At 70.5% G+C, this 17,978-nt stretch carries 18 protein-coding genes; 12 read left to right on the top strand and 6 right to left on the bottom strand.

Annotated elements, in window-relative coordinates; all coding sequences use genetic code 11:
* The 6 genes from ACZ61C_RS30680 (at nt 1) to ACZ61C_RS30655 (ending at nt 5,905) form a co-directional block, all read left to right on the top strand.
* Nucleotides 1-435 (top strand): hypothetical protein, encoded by a 435-nt coding sequence (locus ACZ61C_RS30680; protein WP_465311320.1) that lies wholly within the window; start codon nt 1-3, stop codon nt 433-435.
* A 61-nt stretch (nt 436-496) separates the two neighbouring features.
* Nucleotides 497-1,531 (top strand): YncE family protein, encoded by a 1,035-nt coding sequence (locus tag ACZ61C_RS30675; RefSeq protein WP_465311319.1) that lies wholly within the window; start codon nt 497-499, stop codon nt 1,529-1,531.
* An 81-nt stretch (nt 1,532-1,612) separates the two neighbouring features.
* Nucleotides 1,613-3,055, top strand: coding sequence for a peptide-methionine (R)-S-oxide reductase MsrB (gene msrB, locus ACZ61C_RS30670; RefSeq protein WP_465311318.1), 1,443 nt, complete (start codon nt 1,613-1,615; stop codon nt 3,053-3,055).
* On the top strand, nt 3,052-3,621 hold the full coding sequence (locus ACZ61C_RS30665) for an MOSC domain-containing protein (protein ID WP_465311317.1): 570 nt from the start codon (nt 3,052-3,054) through the stop codon (nt 3,619-3,621). Before msrB ends, ACZ61C_RS30665 begins: the two co-directional genes overlap by 4 nt.
* Nucleotides 3,622-3,671: 50 nt before the next feature.
* Nucleotides 3,672-4,298 carry a TetR/AcrR family transcriptional regulator gene (locus tag ACZ61C_RS30660; RefSeq protein WP_465311316.1) on the top strand — a complete coding sequence of 209 codons (627 nt, stop codon included), beginning with the start codon at nt 3,672-3,674 and terminating at the stop codon, nt 4,296-4,298.
* The gene (locus tag ACZ61C_RS30655; RefSeq protein ID WP_465311315.1) at nt 4,295-5,905 is read left to right on the top strand and encodes a carboxylesterase/lipase family protein; all 1,611 of its coding nucleotides are present in this window, start codon (nt 4,295-4,297) and stop codon (nt 5,903-5,905) included. Before ACZ61C_RS30660 ends, ACZ61C_RS30655 begins: the two co-directional genes overlap by 4 nt.
* 19 nt (nt 5,906-5,924) lie before the next feature.
* Here the strand turns inward: ACZ61C_RS30655 and ACZ61C_RS30650 are convergent, their stop codons facing one another.
* On the bottom strand, nt 5,925-7,160 hold the full coding sequence (locus ACZ61C_RS30650) for a hypothetical protein (RefSeq protein ID WP_465311314.1): 1,236 nt from the start codon (nt 7,158-7,160) through the stop codon (nt 5,925-5,927).
* Nucleotides 7,161-7,774: 614 nt separating this feature from the next.
* Between ACZ61C_RS30650 and ACZ61C_RS30645 the strand changes: the two genes are divergently transcribed.
* Both ACZ61C_RS30645 and ACZ61C_RS30640 read left to right on the top strand, forming a co-directional pair.
* Entirely contained in the window at nt 7,775-8,197 is a 423-nt protein-coding gene (locus ACZ61C_RS30645; RefSeq protein WP_465311431.1) for an Hsp20/alpha crystallin family protein, read from the top strand.
* Between the two features lie 77 nt (nt 8,198-8,274).
* Nucleotides 8,275-8,757 (top strand): DUF6292 family protein, encoded by a 483-nt coding sequence (locus ACZ61C_RS30640; protein ID WP_465311313.1) that lies wholly within the window; start codon nt 8,275-8,277, stop codon nt 8,755-8,757.
* A gap of 426 nt (nt 8,758-9,183) precedes the next feature.
* On the opposite strand, the gene ACZ61C_RS30635 is transcribed toward ACZ61C_RS30640, so the two are convergent.
* Nucleotides 9,184-10,014: a helix-turn-helix domain-containing protein gene (locus ACZ61C_RS30635; RefSeq protein WP_465311312.1), complete on the bottom strand. Its 831-nt coding sequence runs from the start codon at nt 10,012-10,014 to the stop codon at nt 9,184-9,186.
* Nucleotides 10,015-10,102: 88 nt separating this feature from the next.
* On the opposite strand from ACZ61C_RS30635, the gene ACZ61C_RS30630 reads away from it, so the two are divergent.
* Both ACZ61C_RS30630 and ACZ61C_RS30625 read left to right on the top strand, forming a co-directional pair.
* Nucleotides 10,103-10,783 carry an SDR family NAD(P)-dependent oxidoreductase gene (locus tag ACZ61C_RS30630; RefSeq protein WP_465311311.1) on the top strand — a complete coding sequence of 227 codons (681 nt, stop codon included), beginning with the start codon at nt 10,103-10,105 and terminating at the stop codon, nt 10,781-10,783.
* Between the two features lie 396 nt (nt 10,784-11,179).
* Nucleotides 11,180-12,538 (top strand): phospholipase D-like domain-containing protein, encoded by a 1,359-nt coding sequence (locus ACZ61C_RS30625; RefSeq protein ID WP_465311310.1) that lies wholly within the window; start codon nt 11,180-11,182, stop codon nt 12,536-12,538.
* A 145-nt stretch (nt 12,539-12,683) separates the two neighbouring features.
* Here the strand turns inward: ACZ61C_RS30625 and ACZ61C_RS30620 are convergent, their stop codons facing one another.
* A complete protein-coding gene (locus tag ACZ61C_RS30620; RefSeq protein WP_465311309.1) occupies nt 12,684-13,817 on the bottom strand; it encodes a VC0807 family protein in 1,134 nt (377 codons plus the stop codon).
* Nucleotides 13,814-14,257 (bottom strand): MarR family winged helix-turn-helix transcriptional regulator, encoded by a 444-nt coding sequence (locus ACZ61C_RS30615; RefSeq protein WP_465311308.1) that lies wholly within the window; start codon nt 14,255-14,257, stop codon nt 13,814-13,816. The genes ACZ61C_RS30620 and ACZ61C_RS30615 overlap by 4 nt, the downstream gene beginning before the upstream one ends.
* A gap of 88 nt (nt 14,258-14,345) precedes the next feature.
* Between ACZ61C_RS30615 and ACZ61C_RS30610 the strand changes: the two genes are divergently transcribed.
* Together ACZ61C_RS30610 and ACZ61C_RS30605 are read left to right on the top strand one after the other, a co-directional pair.
* Nucleotides 14,346-15,611, top strand: a complete 1,266-nt coding sequence (locus ACZ61C_RS30610; RefSeq protein WP_465311307.1) for an FAD-dependent oxidoreductase — start codon at nt 14,346-14,348, stop codon at nt 15,609-15,611.
* Nucleotides 15,612-15,649: 38 nt separating this feature from the next.
* Nucleotides 15,650-16,831, top strand: coding sequence for an MFS transporter (locus tag ACZ61C_RS30605; RefSeq protein ID WP_465311306.1), 1,182 nt, complete (start codon nt 15,650-15,652; stop codon nt 16,829-16,831).
* A 293-nt stretch (nt 16,832-17,124) separates the two neighbouring features.
* Here the strand turns inward: ACZ61C_RS30605 and ACZ61C_RS30600 are convergent, their stop codons facing one another.
* Complete coding sequence (locus ACZ61C_RS30600; protein ID WP_465311305.1) at nt 17,125-17,559, bottom strand: hypothetical protein; 435 nt, start codon at nt 17,557-17,559, stop codon at nt 17,125-17,127.
* Nucleotides 17,560-17,562: 3 nt separating this feature from the next.
* Nucleotides 17,563-17,628, bottom strand: a complete 66-nt coding sequence (locus tag ACZ61C_RS30595; RefSeq protein ID WP_465311430.1) for an FAD-dependent monooxygenase — start codon at nt 17,626-17,628, stop codon at nt 17,563-17,565.
* Nucleotides 17,629-17,978: the final 350 nt, after the last annotated feature.

Raw genomic sequence — 17,978 nt, 5'->3', positions numbered from 1 at the left:
ATGAACGCACTGAAGTCGGTCTCTCCCGAAGTTGCCGAGAAACTGCACTCGAGCACGGACGCCGAACGCCGTCTGATCGTCGAAAAGGTTTGCGCTGCGGCAATCCGGAAAACCAGGCTCGACCACAACGTCATCCATGAGGCATTGAACAGGATCAACCGCAACGATTTCGACGGAAGAGAGCTCCACGAGCGTCTCGATGCACTCGTGGGACAGCTTGACGAGGTTGCCTGGTCCATCAAGGACGAAGTCGACGAGGGCCGAAGAGGAGAGTCGGAGTACCTCTCCGCGTTTTTCCGAGCACGTGCCGCATCGGCTGTCTCATACGCACTCAAGGACTCGATGGCGGCATCCTTCGACGCACTTTACGAGGCCTACCACGCGATCAGCGACGGGTCCGCATTCGAGGCCGCGGCAAACGAGGCCGCTTCATAGCGGACGACGACCAGCACTCAGGAGAGACAGGAAGTCTTTCCTGTGCAAAATCGGAGGAAGAATGAGAAGTCGGCGCTTTTTCTGCATTGCCTCGGCGGCGCTGGCCGCCGTCACCCTGACCGCACCAGCGGCCTCTGCCGCGCTGCTCACCCTGCCGCTCCCCGCCTACGGCGACATGGTCGTCGACGAGGCGCACCAGCAGGTGTTCGTCAGCGGTGGTCCGTCCGCCAACAGCATCGTCGTCACCAACTTCCTCGGCGTCGTCACCAAAACCATCGACAACGAGCTCGGGGCCACCGGTCTCGAGCTGTCCGCCGACGGTTCCAAGCTCTACGCCGGCCTCGCCGCGGGTGACGCCGTTTCCGTCATCGACACCGCCACCCTCGCCGAGACCGTTCGCTACAGCACCGGAGCCGGCACCTGCCCGACGCACCTGGCCCGCACCGGTACGTGGCTCTGGTTCGGCTACGGCTGCGACGGAACCTTCACCGGCAAGATCGGCAAGCTCGACACCGCCGCCACCACGCCCGTCGCCACCGGGGATCAGCAGGGTGCGGCCCGGTTCCAGCGCGCTCCCCTGCTCACCGCCGCCGGCACGGCGACCGGACCGCTCGTGGCCGGGCAGCTCGCCCTCAGCTCGTCGACCATCCAGGTCTACACCCCCAGCGCGACCGGCACCCTCACCGCAGGTGCCACCGGCGATGTCGTGGGCGCCACCCTCACCGACCTCGACCTCACCCCCGACGGCACCACTCTCTTCAGCGCCGCCGGCTCCCGCGACCGCGTCGACGCGTTCTCGCCGACTGACCTGGCTCGCCGTGGCGCGTACCCGGTTCGGCCCCGCCCGGACGCGGTGGCGCTGAACGCCGACAACACCTTCATCGCGACCGGCGCCATCACCGGCGACGAGAACGACGTCCTGGTCTACAAGCTGGGCACGAGCCTCCCCTCCCGGACCGTGACCCTCGCCGCCGGCGACGTCGTCGCCCCGCGGGGGCTCGCCTGGTCCGCGGACCAGAACCGGCTGTTCGTGATCAGCCAGCACGACAACCAGCCCCGGCCCGGCCTGACCGTCGTCCTCAACGCCACGACGTAGTTCCGAAAGCCCGCCGGGGACCGGTCCCCACGGTGCTCCTCTAAAAAGAGACGCGATCGGCGGAGCGAGGTGGGAATCGACGTGGTGACGCGAAACGTGGCCGTCCCGGCGATCTTGGGGTTCGCCGGGGCGCAGCCACGAACCCTCCACGTCGGCCCCGGAGCCGAGTACAGCACTGTCCAGGCGGCCGCCGACGTCGCGCAGCCGGGCGACACGGTCGCGATCGCGGCCGGAACCTACTCCGGCGGCCTCACCGTCAGCCGTGACGGATCCGCGGGCCGGCCGATCCGCTTCACCGGCGCCTGCGGCACCGCCGTGCTCACCGGTGGCGGTGCGCGCGGCGGTCTGCTGGCGATCGGTGGTCACTCCTGGCAGGAGTTCACCGACATCACCGTCGCCGGCTCCACCGGTTTCGGCGCTTACGCGGCAGGCGCGCACGACCTCGTCTTCGACCGCTTCGGCGTCGACGGCTCCCGCGACGGAGGCCTGGTCCTCATCGGCGTCCAGCGGGTCCGGGTCACCGGGTGCGACATCCACGGCACCAACTCCCGTGGCACCTCGGCCGACCACGAGGCGCTCAGCATCGCGTCGGGCTCTTCCGACGACGACGCCGGCAACCGCGGCCCCGACATCTACATCGACTCATCGTCCACGGTGGACGTCTACGCCAACGTGGTGGGAGGAACCCGGGAGAAGACCAAGGCGGGCATCGGACTCGCGGTCGAGGACTACTCCGAAAGCCGGCTGCTGTCCTCGGTGCGGGTCTTCGACAACCTCTCCACCGGCAACGCAAAAGGATCCGCCGATCCGCCGGGAAGCCGGTCTCCCAGCCGACGGCTCGCCGTTCATCCCAGGCGACGGGCCGTTCGGGCGCGGGGGCGTCCGTCCGGGAACACCCGGCCGGGCGTCCCCGGACGCCCGGTGCGGCGGGGACCTGGTGACGAACGGCCGCCTGTCGGAATAGAGCGGGTACGCCGCACGTCTGTACAGCTGTACGTGCAGGTGCGTTTCACCTGGCGCCCCAGCTTCGCGCCGCAAGGCGGGGAAGGGAGAGCTGTGTCCCAGCAGGCCGAGTACCACAAGAGCCCGGACGCCGTGTCGCAGCTGGCTCCGGAGCAGTACCGCGTGACCCAGCAGGACGGCACGGAACGGCCGTTCGCGAACGCGTACTGGGACAACCACGAGCCGGGGATCTACGTCGACGTCGTGTCCGGTGAGCCGCTGTTCGCTTCGGTCGACAAGTACGACAGCCGGTCCGGGTGGCCGAGCTTCACCAAGCCGATCGTCAAGGCGAACGTCGTCGAGCGGGAAGACTTCAGCCACGGGATGATCCGCGCGGAGGTCCGCTCACTCCACGGGGACAGCCACCTCGGCCACGTCTTCGACGACGGCCCGCTCGACCAGGGCGGAATGCGCTACTGCATCAACTCCGCGTCGTTGCGGTTCATCCACCTCGACGACCTGGAAGACGCGGGTTACGGCGACTACCGCACCCTGTTCACCAGCGACATCGACGGGCAGTGAGGACGCCGGGCACGATCTCGGCCCCGGTGGAGATCGTCGCGCTGCTGGTCTCCTCCGCACACGCCTTCGAAGGGCGCCCCGCGGACGGCCCGCGGCCCGACCCGGAACCCGTCGAGCGCGCCGAGGTGGCCGTGCGCGCCACGCTCGGGATCGTCGGCGACCGGTACTTCAACCGGCCCGCCCACCGCCGCGCCGCCGTCACCCTCTTCGCCGCCGAGTCGCTCGACGCTCTCGGGCTCGACGTGGTGCCCGATCCGCACCTGGCGCGACGCAACATCGTCGTCCGCGGGTTTCCCGTTGACGAGCTGGCCGCGCCGCGTGGCGGAACCGGAGCCGTTTTCGGCCTCGACTCGGGGGCGGGCGAAGTCCGCTTCCAGGCCTACCGCCCGGCCCACCCGTGCGCCTGGATGGACGTGGTGCTGGCACCCGGCGCGTTCCGCGCCCTCCGCGGGCACGGCGGCGTGCGCTGCGCCCCTCTCGACGACGGGATCCTGCGAGTCGGTCCCGCGACCCTCACCGTGGCGCGCTCCCCCGCGGTCCTGGCGGACGCGCCGCCGGGGACCTGAGATTACAAACAGGACTGTTCGATTCCGAATAGCCCTGTATGGTGAACCACATGACAGCAGCCGGCGAGCCGACCGATCGCACCAAGCGGCCCTCGTTCATCCGCGCGGCCAGGCGGGCCCAGCTGGTCGAGTGCGCGATCGAGGTGATCGCGCGTGACGGCCTGGACAACGCCTCCACGGTCGTGATCGCGCAGCACGCGGGCGTCAGCAGAGGCGTGCTGACCCACCACTTCCGGGACCGGGCCGACCTGATCGACCAGGTCTTGCAGACCGTGTACGAGCTCGGTGTCCGCGAGGTGGGACCGGCCGTCGCCGCCGCGGAAAGCCCGCGGGACGCGTTGCTGGCGTTCATCGGAGGCAGCGTGGACTTCTACGCCGCCTACCCGAACCACGTCGCCGCGCTCGGCGAGATCTTCGGCGCCGCACGGCACACCGATGCTCCGGCCCGTCCGCAGACCGCGGCGCACAACCAGGAGATGACCGACGTCCGGGAGGTCCTGCTCGCGGGACAACGCGACGGTCAGTTCCGTGACTTCGACGCCGACCTCATGGCGTCCACCGTCCGCGCCGCGCTCGACGCGGCCGCGCGACACCTCTCCCGAGGAAGCCGAGCTGACCACGTACGCGACGAACTGCTGCGCACGCTGGATGCCGCCACCCGCAAGGAGGACACGTGAAACGCACCACCGCACCCTTTTCCGTAGCCTTGGCCGCGCTGGCGAGCACACTCGTGGCGTGTTCGTCCACTCCCGACACTCCGGCCGCCGAGGACTCACCGCTGACCGTGCAGACCACCAGCGGCAGCCTGCACGGCCTGAACACACCCACCGCCAGGGAATTCCTCGGTGTGCGCTACGCACAGCCCCCGGTCGGGGCGCTGCGCTGGCAGGCTCCCCAACCCGCGCCTGCGGCGCCGGGCGTCGTCGAAGCGACCAAACCCGGGGCGGCGTGCGCGCAGGCGTCCACGCTGCCCGGTGCCGAACCCTCGGCCGCCGAGGACTGCCTGTTCCTCAACGTGACGACACCACGCCGGATGCCGGCCGGCGCGAAGCTCCCGGTGATGGTGTGGTGGCACGGCGGCGGCTTCACCTCCGGCTCCGGCGCCGCCTACGACGCGCAACGCCTCGCCTCACGCGGCAACGTCATCGTGGTCACGGTGAACTACCGGCTCGGCGTGTTCGGCTACTTCGGACTGCCCGGCCTCGCCGGCTCCGGCACCTTCGGGCTCGCCGACCAGATCGCGAGCACCCGGTGGGCGAAGCAGAACGCCGCCTCGTTCGGCGGTGACCCCGCCAACGTCACCGTGTTCGGGGAATCCGCGGGCGGCATGTCCGCCTGCGCGTTCCTGACCTCCCCGGCGGCCAAGGGCCTCGCGCACCGGGTGGCCATCTCTTCGGGCTCGTGCCTGCTGAACTGGCCCGCCGGCGTCATCTACCCGGGCCTGCCCGCCGACACGCCGTACAAGCCGCTGGCCGTCACCGAACAACGCGGCGACGCGGCCGCGAAGACGTTGGGCTGTACCGGCTCCGACCCGATCGAGTGCCTGCGCAAGCAGCCGGTGTCCGCGTTGACGAAGCTCAACACGGACTTCTCCAACGGCCTGACCTACGGCACGGACCTGCTGCCCGAGGCGCCCGCCGACGCGCTGCGGGCGGGCAAGGTCGCCGACGTTCCGGTGCTGTCGGGCGGAAACCGCGACGAGCACAACGCGTTCGTCGCCGGAGACATCGCGGCCGACCCGACGACGATCACCGCGGCGACCTACCCGGCGCTGGTCCAGGCCGCCTACGGCGCGGCGGCGCCGCAGGTGCTGGCGCGCTACCCGCTGAGCAGGTTCCCGTCGGCACCCGCGGCCTGGGCCAAGGTGACCTCCGACAGCACCTGGGGCTGCCAGACGCTGTCCGGCAACCGCGCGATGGCCGCGAAGACGAAGGTGTACGGCTACGAGTTCGCCGACCCGAACCCGCCGAACATCAACGGCAACGTGGTCCCCGGCCTTCCCCAGGGCGGCGCCGCCCACGCCACGGACCTGCCGTTCCTGTTCGACCTCGGCGGACGCGACCTGGTGACCGACCCGGCGAAGGCCCGGCTGGCCGACACGATGATCGGCTACTGGAGCAGTTTCGCCCGCACCGGCGTGCCGACCGCGCCTGGCGCACCGGATATGCCGGCCATGACACCGGACTCCAGCTCCGTTCTCGCCCTGGCGCCCGACGCGACCCGCGCAGACGACACCTCGGCCACCCACCAGTGCGACTTCTGGCAGGCCACGCAACCACACTGACGGGGAAGGCTTCGACCGGTCAGCGGTCGTGCCACTCGCCGCTCTCGGTGAGGTAGGCGCCGGTGGGCCGCATCGTCGTCCTGTCAAGAGCGTTGAACCGCTTCGTGTTCCCGTCCCACTTCGCGAACAACGGGAACAGCGCGGAGCGGTGCGCGCGGTAGGCCATCACGACCTCGTTCACCTTCTGCACGGCGCCCGCGCCGAGGATCACGCTGTGCTGCAGGGCGTTGGTCCGCCGGGCGGCGAGGTCGGTGTCGTCCGCCATCACCTCGTCCTCGCCGCGCGCCCGCTGGACCCGGCCGGTGACGCCGTAGCGGATATTCGGCGGGTCCTCCGGCCGCTCGCTCACGTCGACCAGCGTCGTGTGCATGTCACTGCCCTGGGCGAACCGGAGGTGGGTGAACGAACTGCGCTTGCCACGCAGGTCGGTGCCGTCCGGGTCGCGCAGGGTCGTGATCGCGTGGAAGATCTGCGCGTCGTCCTCGGCAGGCACCGGCATGAACACCACGATGGAGTCCTTGTACGGCTTGAGCTGGCCAAGAACGGTCAGCGGCTCCTTCGTGCTGTCCAGCAGCGTCGCGCTCAGGTCGTGCAGGCCGAGCTCGTCCTTCCGGCGGCGCCCGGTCTCCGGGTCGAAGAAGTTCGTGGGCACCAGCCGCGCCAGGATGCCGCCGGCGCCCCGGTCCAGCACGATCTTGCGGCTGCGCGCCGCGTTCTTCCGGTCGAACTTGTTCTGCACGGTGAACGTGCCGCCCATGACCGACGTCGACCCGATCTGCCGCGCCGACATCCGGTTCTGCGCGAATGCGGTCCGCCACGTCTCGGCTGCTTCGGCGTCGCGCACCCGCGACCACCACGCGTCGATCTCGCGCTTGCGTTCGGCCCACGTGTCGCCCGCGCCCCCCAGCTTCGCCAGGCCCAGCCGGAGCAGTTCGGCCTCGGTGGCCGCCTGCGCGGCCGCCCGCCGCTCGGCCTTCTCCTTCTGCTCGGCGATCCAGAGCGGGTCGTTGCGCTGCCGGAGGACGACGTCCATCTCCTTGAGCGCGACGTCCTCCACCCACGGCGCCCGGCCGCGACCGAGGATGCCGCGCAGCTCGGTCAGGTCGGGGACGGACAGATCCGAGGTGGATGCCAGGTACTGCATGACCATGACACCGTCGACCATCTTCTCCTCGCCGGTCGTCACCAGGGCCGCGAACCTGGCCTTGTCGCCGTCCTGGATGCCCTTGCCCCACGCCGAGCCCTTGATCAACATCTGTGGTCCGCTCCTCGTCGCCTCGTGCCGGTCAGCCGTGACGGGAGTCGCCGGGGGCCGCGCCCGTGTTAACCGCCGTCCGGACGGACAACCCGGTCGGCCGAGCCGGGGCAGGCAGTCAGCCGAGCTTTCCGGTACCAAGCGCTCGCTTTGTGGCGATCTTGGGGGACCTGTCCCCGACCGAGCAACAGCAGGTTCGACCAGCTCGACTACGCAAAGTCGCAGCCTCCGCAGGGGAGTCGACATGCCTGACCGACATGTCACACCTCCCGCGCGGCCGGTCTGGACAGCCGCGCCCCGCCGACCTCTGGCGCAGTTGCTGTCCCAACCAAGCGTCGCGCAGTGGACCTACGGTCTATGCCGCGTCGACGACTCCGGCCGCGTGTCCGAGCAGGCAGTCCTGCGTGCCCTCGGCTGATCGACGGACGACCGCATGACCGTAACCGCTGAAGGCACCTCGGTGAGCATCTTCTATCGCGACCAGCGCGGCGCAGAAGGCCTGGTGACGAAAGGCCGCCTTCGGATCCCGGCAACCTTGCGGACACGGTGTGGCGTCCGGCTCCGAGACCGCGTCCTCCTGGCCGCAGCACCCCGGTTCGACCTGCTGCTCGCCTATCCGCGAGCTGGACCGCTTCGCCCAGCAGGTCTTCGGGAACGTGACACCCGGCACCTGGTCCAAGCCGGCCGCGATGCCGATGGACGCCTACCGCGCCGGCGACGAGTTCGTCGTCTGCTTCGACCTGCCCGGCGTCACCCCCGACGCCATCGAGCTCGACATCGAACGCAACGTCCTCACCGTCAAGGCCGAGCGACGGCCCCTCCCTGCCGGCGACGACGTCCAGATGCAGGTCACCGAACGTCCGCTCGGCGTGTTCTCCCGCCAGCTGTTCCTCGGCGACACCCTCGACACCGACCGGATCACCGCCGAGCACGAAGCCGGCGTGCTGACCCTGCGCATCCCGATCGCCGAAAAGGCCAAGCCACGCCGCATCGACATCGCGAGCGCCCCGTCCGACCGGAAGGAAATCCAGGCCTGAGGCCCCGGCCCGGCGCAGGACCGGCAACCCCGAGCCGGTCCTGCGCGGCCCGCTGTCCCAGAAAGGCAATTCGCCCCGTGACCGCATCGCTGCACACCCCGACCGGCCACCCCCACCCGGCCTTCATCGAGCTGCAGACCTACCTCGCCGACGTCACCAGCACCGTAGGCGTCGGCCTCGAGTCCTGCGCCGTCGACCACGACAGCCCGGTTTCCGTTTACATCGCCCTCGACGAACACCTGCCCGGCTACCCGGATCGCGACATCGCCCTGCTGTGGGACGAGATCCACGGCTGGGCGGCCGCCATCGAGACCCACTCCGGTGAAGACCTCCTCGTCATCCGCTACCTCGACGGCACCACCGTCACCCCCGCGCCCCAGGACATCACCCGATTGTTGACGGCGCTGCGCGAGGACGACCACCACATCGGCCGCCTGGACCCGCCCACCATCCGCGCCGCCGGCACGCTCACCGAGCTGCAAGCTCTCCTCTCCGCCAGGAGAACGGCGCAAACTCCCGGGAACACCGCGTCGACCTGCGCGACGAAATCCGGCTTCTGAACCTCGACCGGGACATCCGCGCCCCCGCCGAGCCGGCGGCGATCGGCAACCGCGTCCAGCGCCTGCTCGAACTCGCGCGCACCGAAGCCGACGCCGACGCACCGCGGCAAGCCTGCGAACGATCGACAGCTACTTCGCCGAGGCCGAACACATCCTCGCGGAGGGAGCCGGAACCCGCGGTCCACGGGCAGCGCCTCACCGCCGCATGACGTCCGCGATCACTTCGGAGTACGACCTCACCCTCACGGCGTCGCCGTCGCGAGTGAACCGTAAGGTGCGAACCACGACCTGAGGCGCGAACCGGCTCGAGGTCTCACTCCGGGTGAATGCCTGGCCCCAAGTCCGCCGAGCCGGTCAACCACCCTCGACACGCCGGCCTCCAACCGGCCGCTGTTGGCTTTCGTCGTCGGCTGATGTGGGGAGGCGTCACCGGACTTCATGCAGCCCGGTGACCCGGAGGAGGTCGAGTTTCGATGCGTCCTCGGTACCGGGAGCGGCCGTGTAGACAACGATGCGCAGGTCGCTTCCGGGCACCGTCAGCACGTCGCAGTCGACGGTGATGGGCCCGACCGGGGTGCTGGTGGCGGTCTTGCGGCTCGACAGGTGCCGCGCCACCCGCGCCTGACCCCACCGCCGCGCGAACTCCGGCGCGTCGCGGCGCAGCCGCGCGACGAGCGTCGCCAGGTCACGGTCGGCCGGGTACCGGCCCAACGCCTCACGAAGATCGGCGACCAGGTCGGCGGCGAAGTCCTCCGCGTGCCGCTCGTCGAACTCGATCGTGCCGGGGCCGAGCACGAAGTGCCGCCACGCGACGTTGCGCTCGATCCCGCTGAACCGCTGCGGGTCACCGGTGACCGCCGCCCACAGCGGGTTCCAGTGGATCGGGTCCCACGCCGCCGACACCACGGCCAGCGGCATGTCGGCGAGACGGTCGATCACCCGCTGCACCCCGGGCGTGATGTGCCGCGGCACAACCGGCTGCGACGGCACCGACGCCCCACCGACGAGGAACAGATGGTCGCGCTCAGCGTCAGTCAACCGCAGGGCACGCGCGAGCGCACCGAGCGTCTGCGCGGACGGGTGAGTGGCGCGGCCCTGCTCCAGCCGAACCAGGTACTCCACGCTGACCCCGGCGAGCGCGGCGAGCTCGGCGCGGCGCAGACCGGGCGCGCGGCGGCGCGCCCCGGCCGGCAACCCGGCCTCTTCCGGGCGCAACCGGTCGCGCCAGGCCCGCAGCACCTCAGCGAACTCCGTCATACCACCTATTCTCCCCCGCCCGCCCGGTCCGCACAGTGGTACCGCCAGGGCATACCGTCCGCTCCGGACCGGCGGTCACGATCGGTGCATGACCACGACACTGATCACCGGGGCGAACAAGGGCCTCGGGCTCGAGACGGCCCGTCGCCTCATCGAAGCGGGCCACATCGTCCACGCGGGGATGCGCGACCCGGACAAAGGCGACGCGGCCCGCGCTCTCGGCGCCCGTGTCGTCGCGCTGGACGTGACCGACCAGGCCTCAGTCGACGCCGCGATCGCCCGGTTGCCGGAGCTCGACGTCCTCGTCAACAACGCCGGCATCCAGGGACCGCTGCTCGACGTCGACGACTTCACCGCCGACGACATGGACACGGTGCTGCAGACCAACGTCGTCGCCGTGGTGCGCGTCACCCAGGCGGCGCTGCCGCTGCTGCGGCGCTCGGCGAACCCGGTGATCGTCAACGTCGCTTCCGGCGCCGGCTGGCCGCGCTACCTGCACGATCCGGACGCCGGCGAGTTCCCGTTCGCCAGCATCCAGTACCCCACGTCGAAAGCCGCAGTCATCACCCTCACCGTCCAGTACGCCAAGAACCTGCCCGGCATGCGGGTCAACGCATCCGACCCCGGCTACACCGCCACCGACATGACCGGGCACACCGGCCACCAAACGGTGACAGAGGGCACCGACGCGACCGTCGCGCTCGCGCTGCTCGATCAGCACGGCCCCACCGGCGAGTTCCACGACCGGCGTGGCCGCATCGGCTACTGATCACCGCACCGGCGGCCACGACCAGTACCGGCCGGAAACCGCTGAACGAATGAATTTCCGGGAGAACGTCCGCCTTTCCCGGCGAACAATGCCGCGTCTGTCCCTTTGCCGACAAGGAACGGGCACCTCGGGGCCACGAATCCACCCCTCGCACGCGTTCGCCGGTGCAATGATGGGGAAATGGTCTACTTGGACGCGGTCGAACAGGAACTGGTTCGTCTATCACCGGGAACGAGGGGGAAACTGTGGGAGCGGACTTCCGGGAACAGTCTCGACACTGCGGGTGACGGCGCGGCGTCGTGGATTTTGCAGGTCCCCGGTTGCTGGGGCTGGACCCCGCAGACAGGTGTCCCGAAAGGCGAGGCAAAGCCCGGTGTCAGAGCGCTCCTGGTCAGGGTGCAGAACAGCATCGCCGGCGCGAAGAGAACGGTGGACATCACGGGTTTCGGGGTACCCGACGTCATCGGCTCTCCCGCGGGTCCCTTCCCGGACGGGAAGTTCCTGGAGGCCATGTGCGCCGGTCTCAGCCTCGCGGCCGCACGCGCCGCCAAGGAGGGCACCCGGTTGACCGTGCGGTTCCTGACCGGGGTGGTGCGCGGCGACATCACCGCCGACCCGTGGGCTTTCCACCGGATGGTCAAGGAGAGGCTCGGCAAGGCGGCCGCGGTCGTCGATCTCCGGGTCGCTTCCATGACGACCCGCGGCATGTCGTCCTACAACCACACCAAGCTCGTCATCGTGGACGGCGAGTTCGCCATGCACGGTGGCATCAACTGGATGACGAACTACTACGTCGAAGACGGTCCCCTGTTCAGCCGCGGGTTCGGCGACAAGGCGCCGGTGACGGACCTGGACATAGCGTTGCGCGGTCCGGCCGCCACCTCCGCGGGCAAGTTCCTGGACGAGCTGTGGAAGTGGGCGCACGCCAAGGGCAGCCGGACCAAATACAGCAAGCTCCACCCGGCCTGGCTGGCGCTCGACGAACCCGACTCCCCCTCGATCGGGTCGTTGTACCAGGGGCTCACCCCGCCCGCTCCGGGAAACCTCGACGTGATTTCGGTCGGCAGCCTGGGCTACGGGATCCAGGAACGTGATGAGTCGTCCAACTACGTGCTGCACCTCGTCCAGGACGTGGAGCAGGCCGCGACCGGGACGAACAACGAGACCAACACCGACCGCGACTTCATGACGGTCAACCCCGACGCGAACGCCCTGCGGGCGTTGATCTCCCGGGCCGAGACGAAGATCGTGCTGTCCCAGCAGGACATCAACGGGTTCGCCGGCGCCCCGCTGAGGCACGCCCTGTTCGACGTCCGGCTGCTCGACGTGATCGCCGCGAAGATGTCAGCCGGGGTCAAGGTCCGGATCGTCATCAGCAACCCCGGGCGTCCGGACTACTCCAACATCGACAGTCTGGCCGTGGCCTACAAGTCGCTCTACGACCGGGTCCGGCTCACGACCACCTACGACGCGCAGGCCCACCGGGTGCTGAGGCACAACCTGCAACTGGCGCCGTTTCGCGCCTCGAACGAGCAGACCTGGCCGGACGGGTACAAGTACCGCCTGCACACCAAGCTGGTCGTCGTCGACGACACGGCGTTCTACGTCGGCTCCCGGAACGTGTATCCCGACACGACCCAGGATCACGGGTTCTTCATCGAGGACAGGAGGGCGGCCGCGCAGCTCACCACCGAGTTCCTCGATCCCCAGTGGCTCTACTCGAAGAACGCCGCGATCTGCGACTACGAGTGGTGAGAGCGACACGGTCACCCGGCTGACCCGACGGCCGTGATCGAGATCAGGCCATCTGAGAGGAACCGGCCGGGGCGGCCGGCCGGTTCCACCAGGTTGCGGCGGGGTATCGCGAAACAGCCCGGCACGGGCGCGTCGCCGCGGGTGGTCACCAGCCCCGGGTTCCGGGGCCGCCCTTGAACGGGCCGCGAACCTCCGGCGTCACCCAACCGCCGTAGAACCCGCCTGGCTGCGGAACCACCGGGACGCCGTCGAGGGTGACCGATTCGAAGGGGGCCGCGTAAACCGCCACCCGGTCGGCGAGCGCGGGGTAGGACGGTCTCGGGTAGTACCAGCCGACGCGCTCCAGCACGGTGTCACCGACCACGACATCGACGTAGGCGGCCGCTCCCTTCCACTCGCACAACGACGAACCCGGTGCCCGGCGAAGGTATGTCCCAAAGGCCGCCCTGGGCAGGTAGTACGTCGGCGGGTGCGAGGTCTCGAGCACTCTCACCAGGTCATCGGTGTCGGCCACCACGGTGCCGGCGACGACGAGCACCGCGCGCCGCCGCACCGGCTCGACCCGAGGCGGACGGGGGTAATCCCACACTGACTCTTCACCCGGTCCCACCGGCTCACGCGACGTCACTTGGCCATTCTCGCCCTCTCCGGCAGCACAGATGTCCGGCGTGCGGGACGAGGCCGGCGGACCGGTGTAGCGGCGCGCGCGCCATTCCGTGAGGCCGATGAGTCCGACGAGGGTGGCCGGGGCCAGGACGTTGGTGGCTATGACGGCGGCGGTGAGCGGGACGGTGTAGATCAGCAGGACCGCCGCGGCGCCTTCGACGAGCAGCCCGGCGGTCCACAGCAGGGTCAGCCGGCGATGCAGGGCCCGGAAACCGGGATCGGTGGTCCAGCGGTGGTCGAAGTCCTCGGGATCGCCGCTGAGATCACGGCGGACCCGCGCGATGAACGGCCTGCGGGACGCCAGCGACACCGCGGCGAACACCCCGATCACGGCGGTCACGACGAAATCCTTGGCCAGTTCCAGCCGCGGGTCGCCGGTGATCACCGCCACCGCGATGCCGAGCGCGAACCGGACCAGGACCAGCACGCCGAGCGCGGTCAGCTCCCGATGGCGGAGGTACTGCACGGCGAGCACGAGAACCGACGCGCCGGCCGCACCGACCAGTGCCCACACCGGTGCCCACCCGATGGCGGTGAGCAGCAGGTAGGCCCCGACGGGCACACCGATGTTCTCGGCGACCGCGGCGAGCAGCCGCGTCCAGGACCGGTTCACGACTCTTCGCTGCCGCGGGTGGCTCGGGCGGCGATGAGCTTGTGCAGCAGAGCGGTGAGCATCCCCGCCTCGTACGGTTCCAGACCCAGCGCGGCGGGTTCGCCGGCCGCACGCAGATCAGCCTCGGCCGCCGCCAGCAACGCCTGCCCGGCGTCGGTCAGGCGCACGGGCAGGGGTCGCCCACGCCCGCCCGGTCCCAGCAGGCGCAGCAGGTCGCGCTCGGCCAGTTGCGTGATGACCGCGGTCATGCTCTGCGGGCGGATCAGCACCCGGCGGGCGAGTTCGGCCTGCGTCAGGTCGGGCGCCGCGGACAACTGGGCGAGCACCCCGAACTGGACCGGGGTCAACCCATGCCCGGCGAACAACTCGTAGAGGTCGCGTGACACCGCGTGGTAGGCCTGCACCACGGCCCAGGTCGGCAGATCGTTCAGCTCGGACACAGCCAGCACACTATCAGAAATAGGATTCTAGAACTTGCCAGTCCGGAGCTCGGTTGCGTCGAAGTATCAGATTATTGATAATGGCGCTATGTCGCGAGTGGTGATCATCGGTGCGGGCATGGGTGGGCTGGTCTTGGCGCAGGGCCTGCGGGCGGCGGGGGTGGCGGTGTCGGTGCACGAGCGGGACACTGACCTCGCCCGCACCGGCGGATACCGCCTGCACCTGGATCCCGTGGCCCTGGCGGCGCTGCGACGCCGTCTTCCCGTCCCGATCTACCAGGCCCTGCTGGCCAGTGCCGTGCCATCGAGGTCGTTTCGCCAGTTCGCGGTGCTGGACCACCGGCTGCGCACGCTGGCACGGATCCCGCGCGGCGGTGACGGCGAGCACGTCATGATCGGCCGGATCCCGCTGCGCCGGCTGCTGGGCCACGGACTGGACCACGCTCTGGTGCTGGGCTCGACGTTCGAGGCCTTGGAGCACAACCGCGACGGCACCGTCACCGCCACGTTCGCCGACGGCGCCGGCGCGACCGCTGATGTACTGGTCGGCGCGGACGGGGCACGTTCGCGCGTGGCAGCCGCACTCGCCGGGCGTCCCACCGCCCGCCCGCTTTCGGCATCGGGCCTGGCCGGACGCACCGCCCTGCACCAGGAGCTGCGCAGGGGCCTGCCGGCCGACCTGCGGGCCGGGCCGGCGTTCGTGCTCGGACCGGACGGCACCGCGGTGTTCCTGTCGCTGCACGACACGAGCACCGCCGCGATCGCCGCGGACGCCTGCCGGGACGTGCCGGCGCTGATCGAGGCACCGTATGTGGTGTGGGGGATCGTGGACCCGAACCCGGTGACCGGTGATCCCCTGACCGGGGCCGGCGCGGTGACCGCGGCCCGGGACCGGCTGGCCGGCTGGGCGGGCTGGCTCACGGAGCTCGTCGAGGCCTCCGACACCGGCACGGTCACGCAGTTCCCGTACTACGCCGCCGACCCCGATGCCGACCTGACCCCGTGGCCGGCCCGCGCCGCGACCGCGCTCGGAGACGCCGTGCATGCCGTGCCCCCCACCGGCGGGCAAGGCGCCTCCACCGCCATCCGCGACGCCGACCTGCTCACCACCCACCTGCTCGGCACCCCGGGTTTCGCCGCCGTCCCCGTTGCCCTGCACGAATTCCAGCGGGCGATGGCCACCTACGCACCGGCCGTCATCCGGGAATCGGTGGCACCGCTGCGCTGGCAGCGCAGGCTCACCTCACGAGCGGGACGCCCCCTGCTGCGGACGCTGCTACCGATGGCAGGAGTCGTGGCGAGCGCAGTGGCCCCGACCGGCGCAGACCCGGCCCGGCGACAGCAGGACCGATGACTCGGCCGAGACCATCGCCGAGGACACCGCGTCCTCCGGTGGTGCAGCAACGCGCCGTCATCGCGGCCGAAGTGTGTTCGGTGCTGGGCGACCAGTTCAGCAAGGTCGCGCTCACCGTCACCGTGTTCGACCGCACCGGCTCGGCCGCACTCGGCGGCCTGGCCTACGGGCTGACGTTCTTCCCGCCACTGCTGACCGGCACCACTCTCGGCTGGCTCGCCGACCGGTTCCCCCGCCGCGAGGTCATGGTGGTCGGTGCCCTGAGCCAAGCCGTGGTGCTGGCCGTGGTCATCGCGTGTGGTGCCCCGACTGCGCTGCTTGCGGTGGGCAGCGGCGTTGTGGGCGCGGTCGGACCGGTGTGCAAGGCCGCGCAGACCACGCTGATCGGCGACATCCTCGGCGACGGCGCGGCGGCCCGAGCCCGGCCACTGCTGTTCGTGGTACGCGAGGCCGGGATGCTGCTCGGCCTCGCCGGTGGCGGCATCGCGGTGGTCGCGATCGGCGCGGTACCGGCCCTGATCGTCGACGCCGTCAGCTTCCTGGCCGCGGCCGCGATCCTGCGGCTGGGCGTCAGCCACCGGCCGGCCGCGACCGCCTGGTCCGCCGCCGCGCCGAACCGCGCACCGGCCATCCGGCTGCGCAGACGCCCTGAGGTGCTGGCTCTGCTCGTGGTGCCGGCGGCGACCGGACTGAGCACCGCCGCGACCGCGGTGATCGTCCCGCTCGCCACCGAGGTGGGCGTCCCCGAAACAGCGGTCGGTGCGCTGCTCGCCGTCGACTCGATCGGCTTGCTCCTGGTCGGTCTCACCCTCACCCGGCTCGGCCGCGACACCCAGAACCGCCTGCTGTGGCCCTTGGCCGCCCTCACCGTCGCCCCGCTGCTCGTGCTGCCGCTGACGCCCCCGGCCTGGCTCGTCTTCACGTTGTTCGCTCTGACCGGAGCAGGATCGATGACCCTCGCGCCCGCGCAGACGAGGTTGCTGCACCTGCTACCCGACCAGGTCCGCGGCCGCGTCAGCGCACTGGCCAGCACCCTGCTCCGGGTCACCCAAGGCATCGCCGCAGTGCTCACCGGTGTGCTGACCGCCGCACTGGGCCGCGCGACACTCGCCGTCGCGATCGTCGCCGCTCTCGCAGCAGCACTTCTCGCAGCCGCGGCACTCACGGCCACGCTTCACCGCAGTGCCCGCCACCACTCCCGGCGACTGCACACCGCCTGAACCGGGACATGGGGACGCATGCCAGATGCGGGAACGCCCCAAGAAGATCGTCCGGATACGCCCAGGCCAGGGCCGTGCCCCTTACCACCTGCCGACCTGCGGAGTCGACCGTACGCAATCAAGAGGTGACCGGACTCCGGCGAAACTTCAGCCCATCCGAAGTGGGCTCGGACTTCCCACCTGAGCTATGCGAAGTAACCGAATGGGTCGGGACCTCGGCCTCGCGGGCCCCGCCCGCGACGAGGTAGCCGTCCGAGCAGAGCAGCAGCCAGCCATCCGGCTCCGCGCCGAGGTCAGCTCCGAGTCGTCGATTTCCGTGGTGGTGCACCGGGCCGCGGCGCGCGGTGGCCATCGGCGTGGCTGAGGTGCACGAGCGTCCAACCGGGCTCGGCCACCGCGGCGAGCACGTCGCGCCACCCCGAACGCGCTCGTTCCGCGTCGACCTGGGCGACCCGTTCGCCGGGAGGTGGACCGCGCCGCGGCTCTCCGCGGCGCGGTGTCGTCAAGGGACTGTCCGGGTAGGACACGCCGAGCCCGTTGGCAGCTCCGATGATGGTCCGTCCGGTTTCGGCCAACGCCGCCGCGCTGGCCCCGCGAAGGTCGTCACCGGTGACATACCGGCTTACCGCGGCGATCGAGTCCAGCAGGGCGGCCCCGACGGGCACCCGCTCGGCCGAATAGGTCTTGAGCAGCTCCGCCCCGGCGAACCCGCGGACGACCGCCGCCACCTTTTAGCCGAGGTTCACCGCATCCTTCAGGCCGGTGTTCATCCCCTGCCCGCCCGCGGGACTGTGCACGTGTGCGGCGTCCCCCGCCAGCCATCAGCGTCCCTCGTGCATGCGCGCCTGGTGGCGATCAGGTACGTGGCGCTGAAGATCAAGTGTTCGTCCACAACGGTGATCCACGATGGACCCCGGCGTTGCCGGTCGGCGAGCGAGCCGTCAAGTCGACGTGCGCGTCTACGAGCGCGCCGGCCAGGACGGACCGGCCAGGACGCTCGGCATCGCCGCGAATGGGGCTGCGCGTCCTGGGTCGGCGTGGCCGTGCGGAACCGGCAGGGACCGCAACCCGGTTCGGAGGCGAGCACCTCTGCGCCGCCCAGCCGAGGGTCCCGGGCAGCGGCGAGACAGAACACGACAACCGGCGA

It is taken from the genome of Amycolatopsis sp. NPDC104587, assembly GCF_055583645.1.
This window is presented reverse-complemented; position numbering and strand designations above follow the sequence as displayed.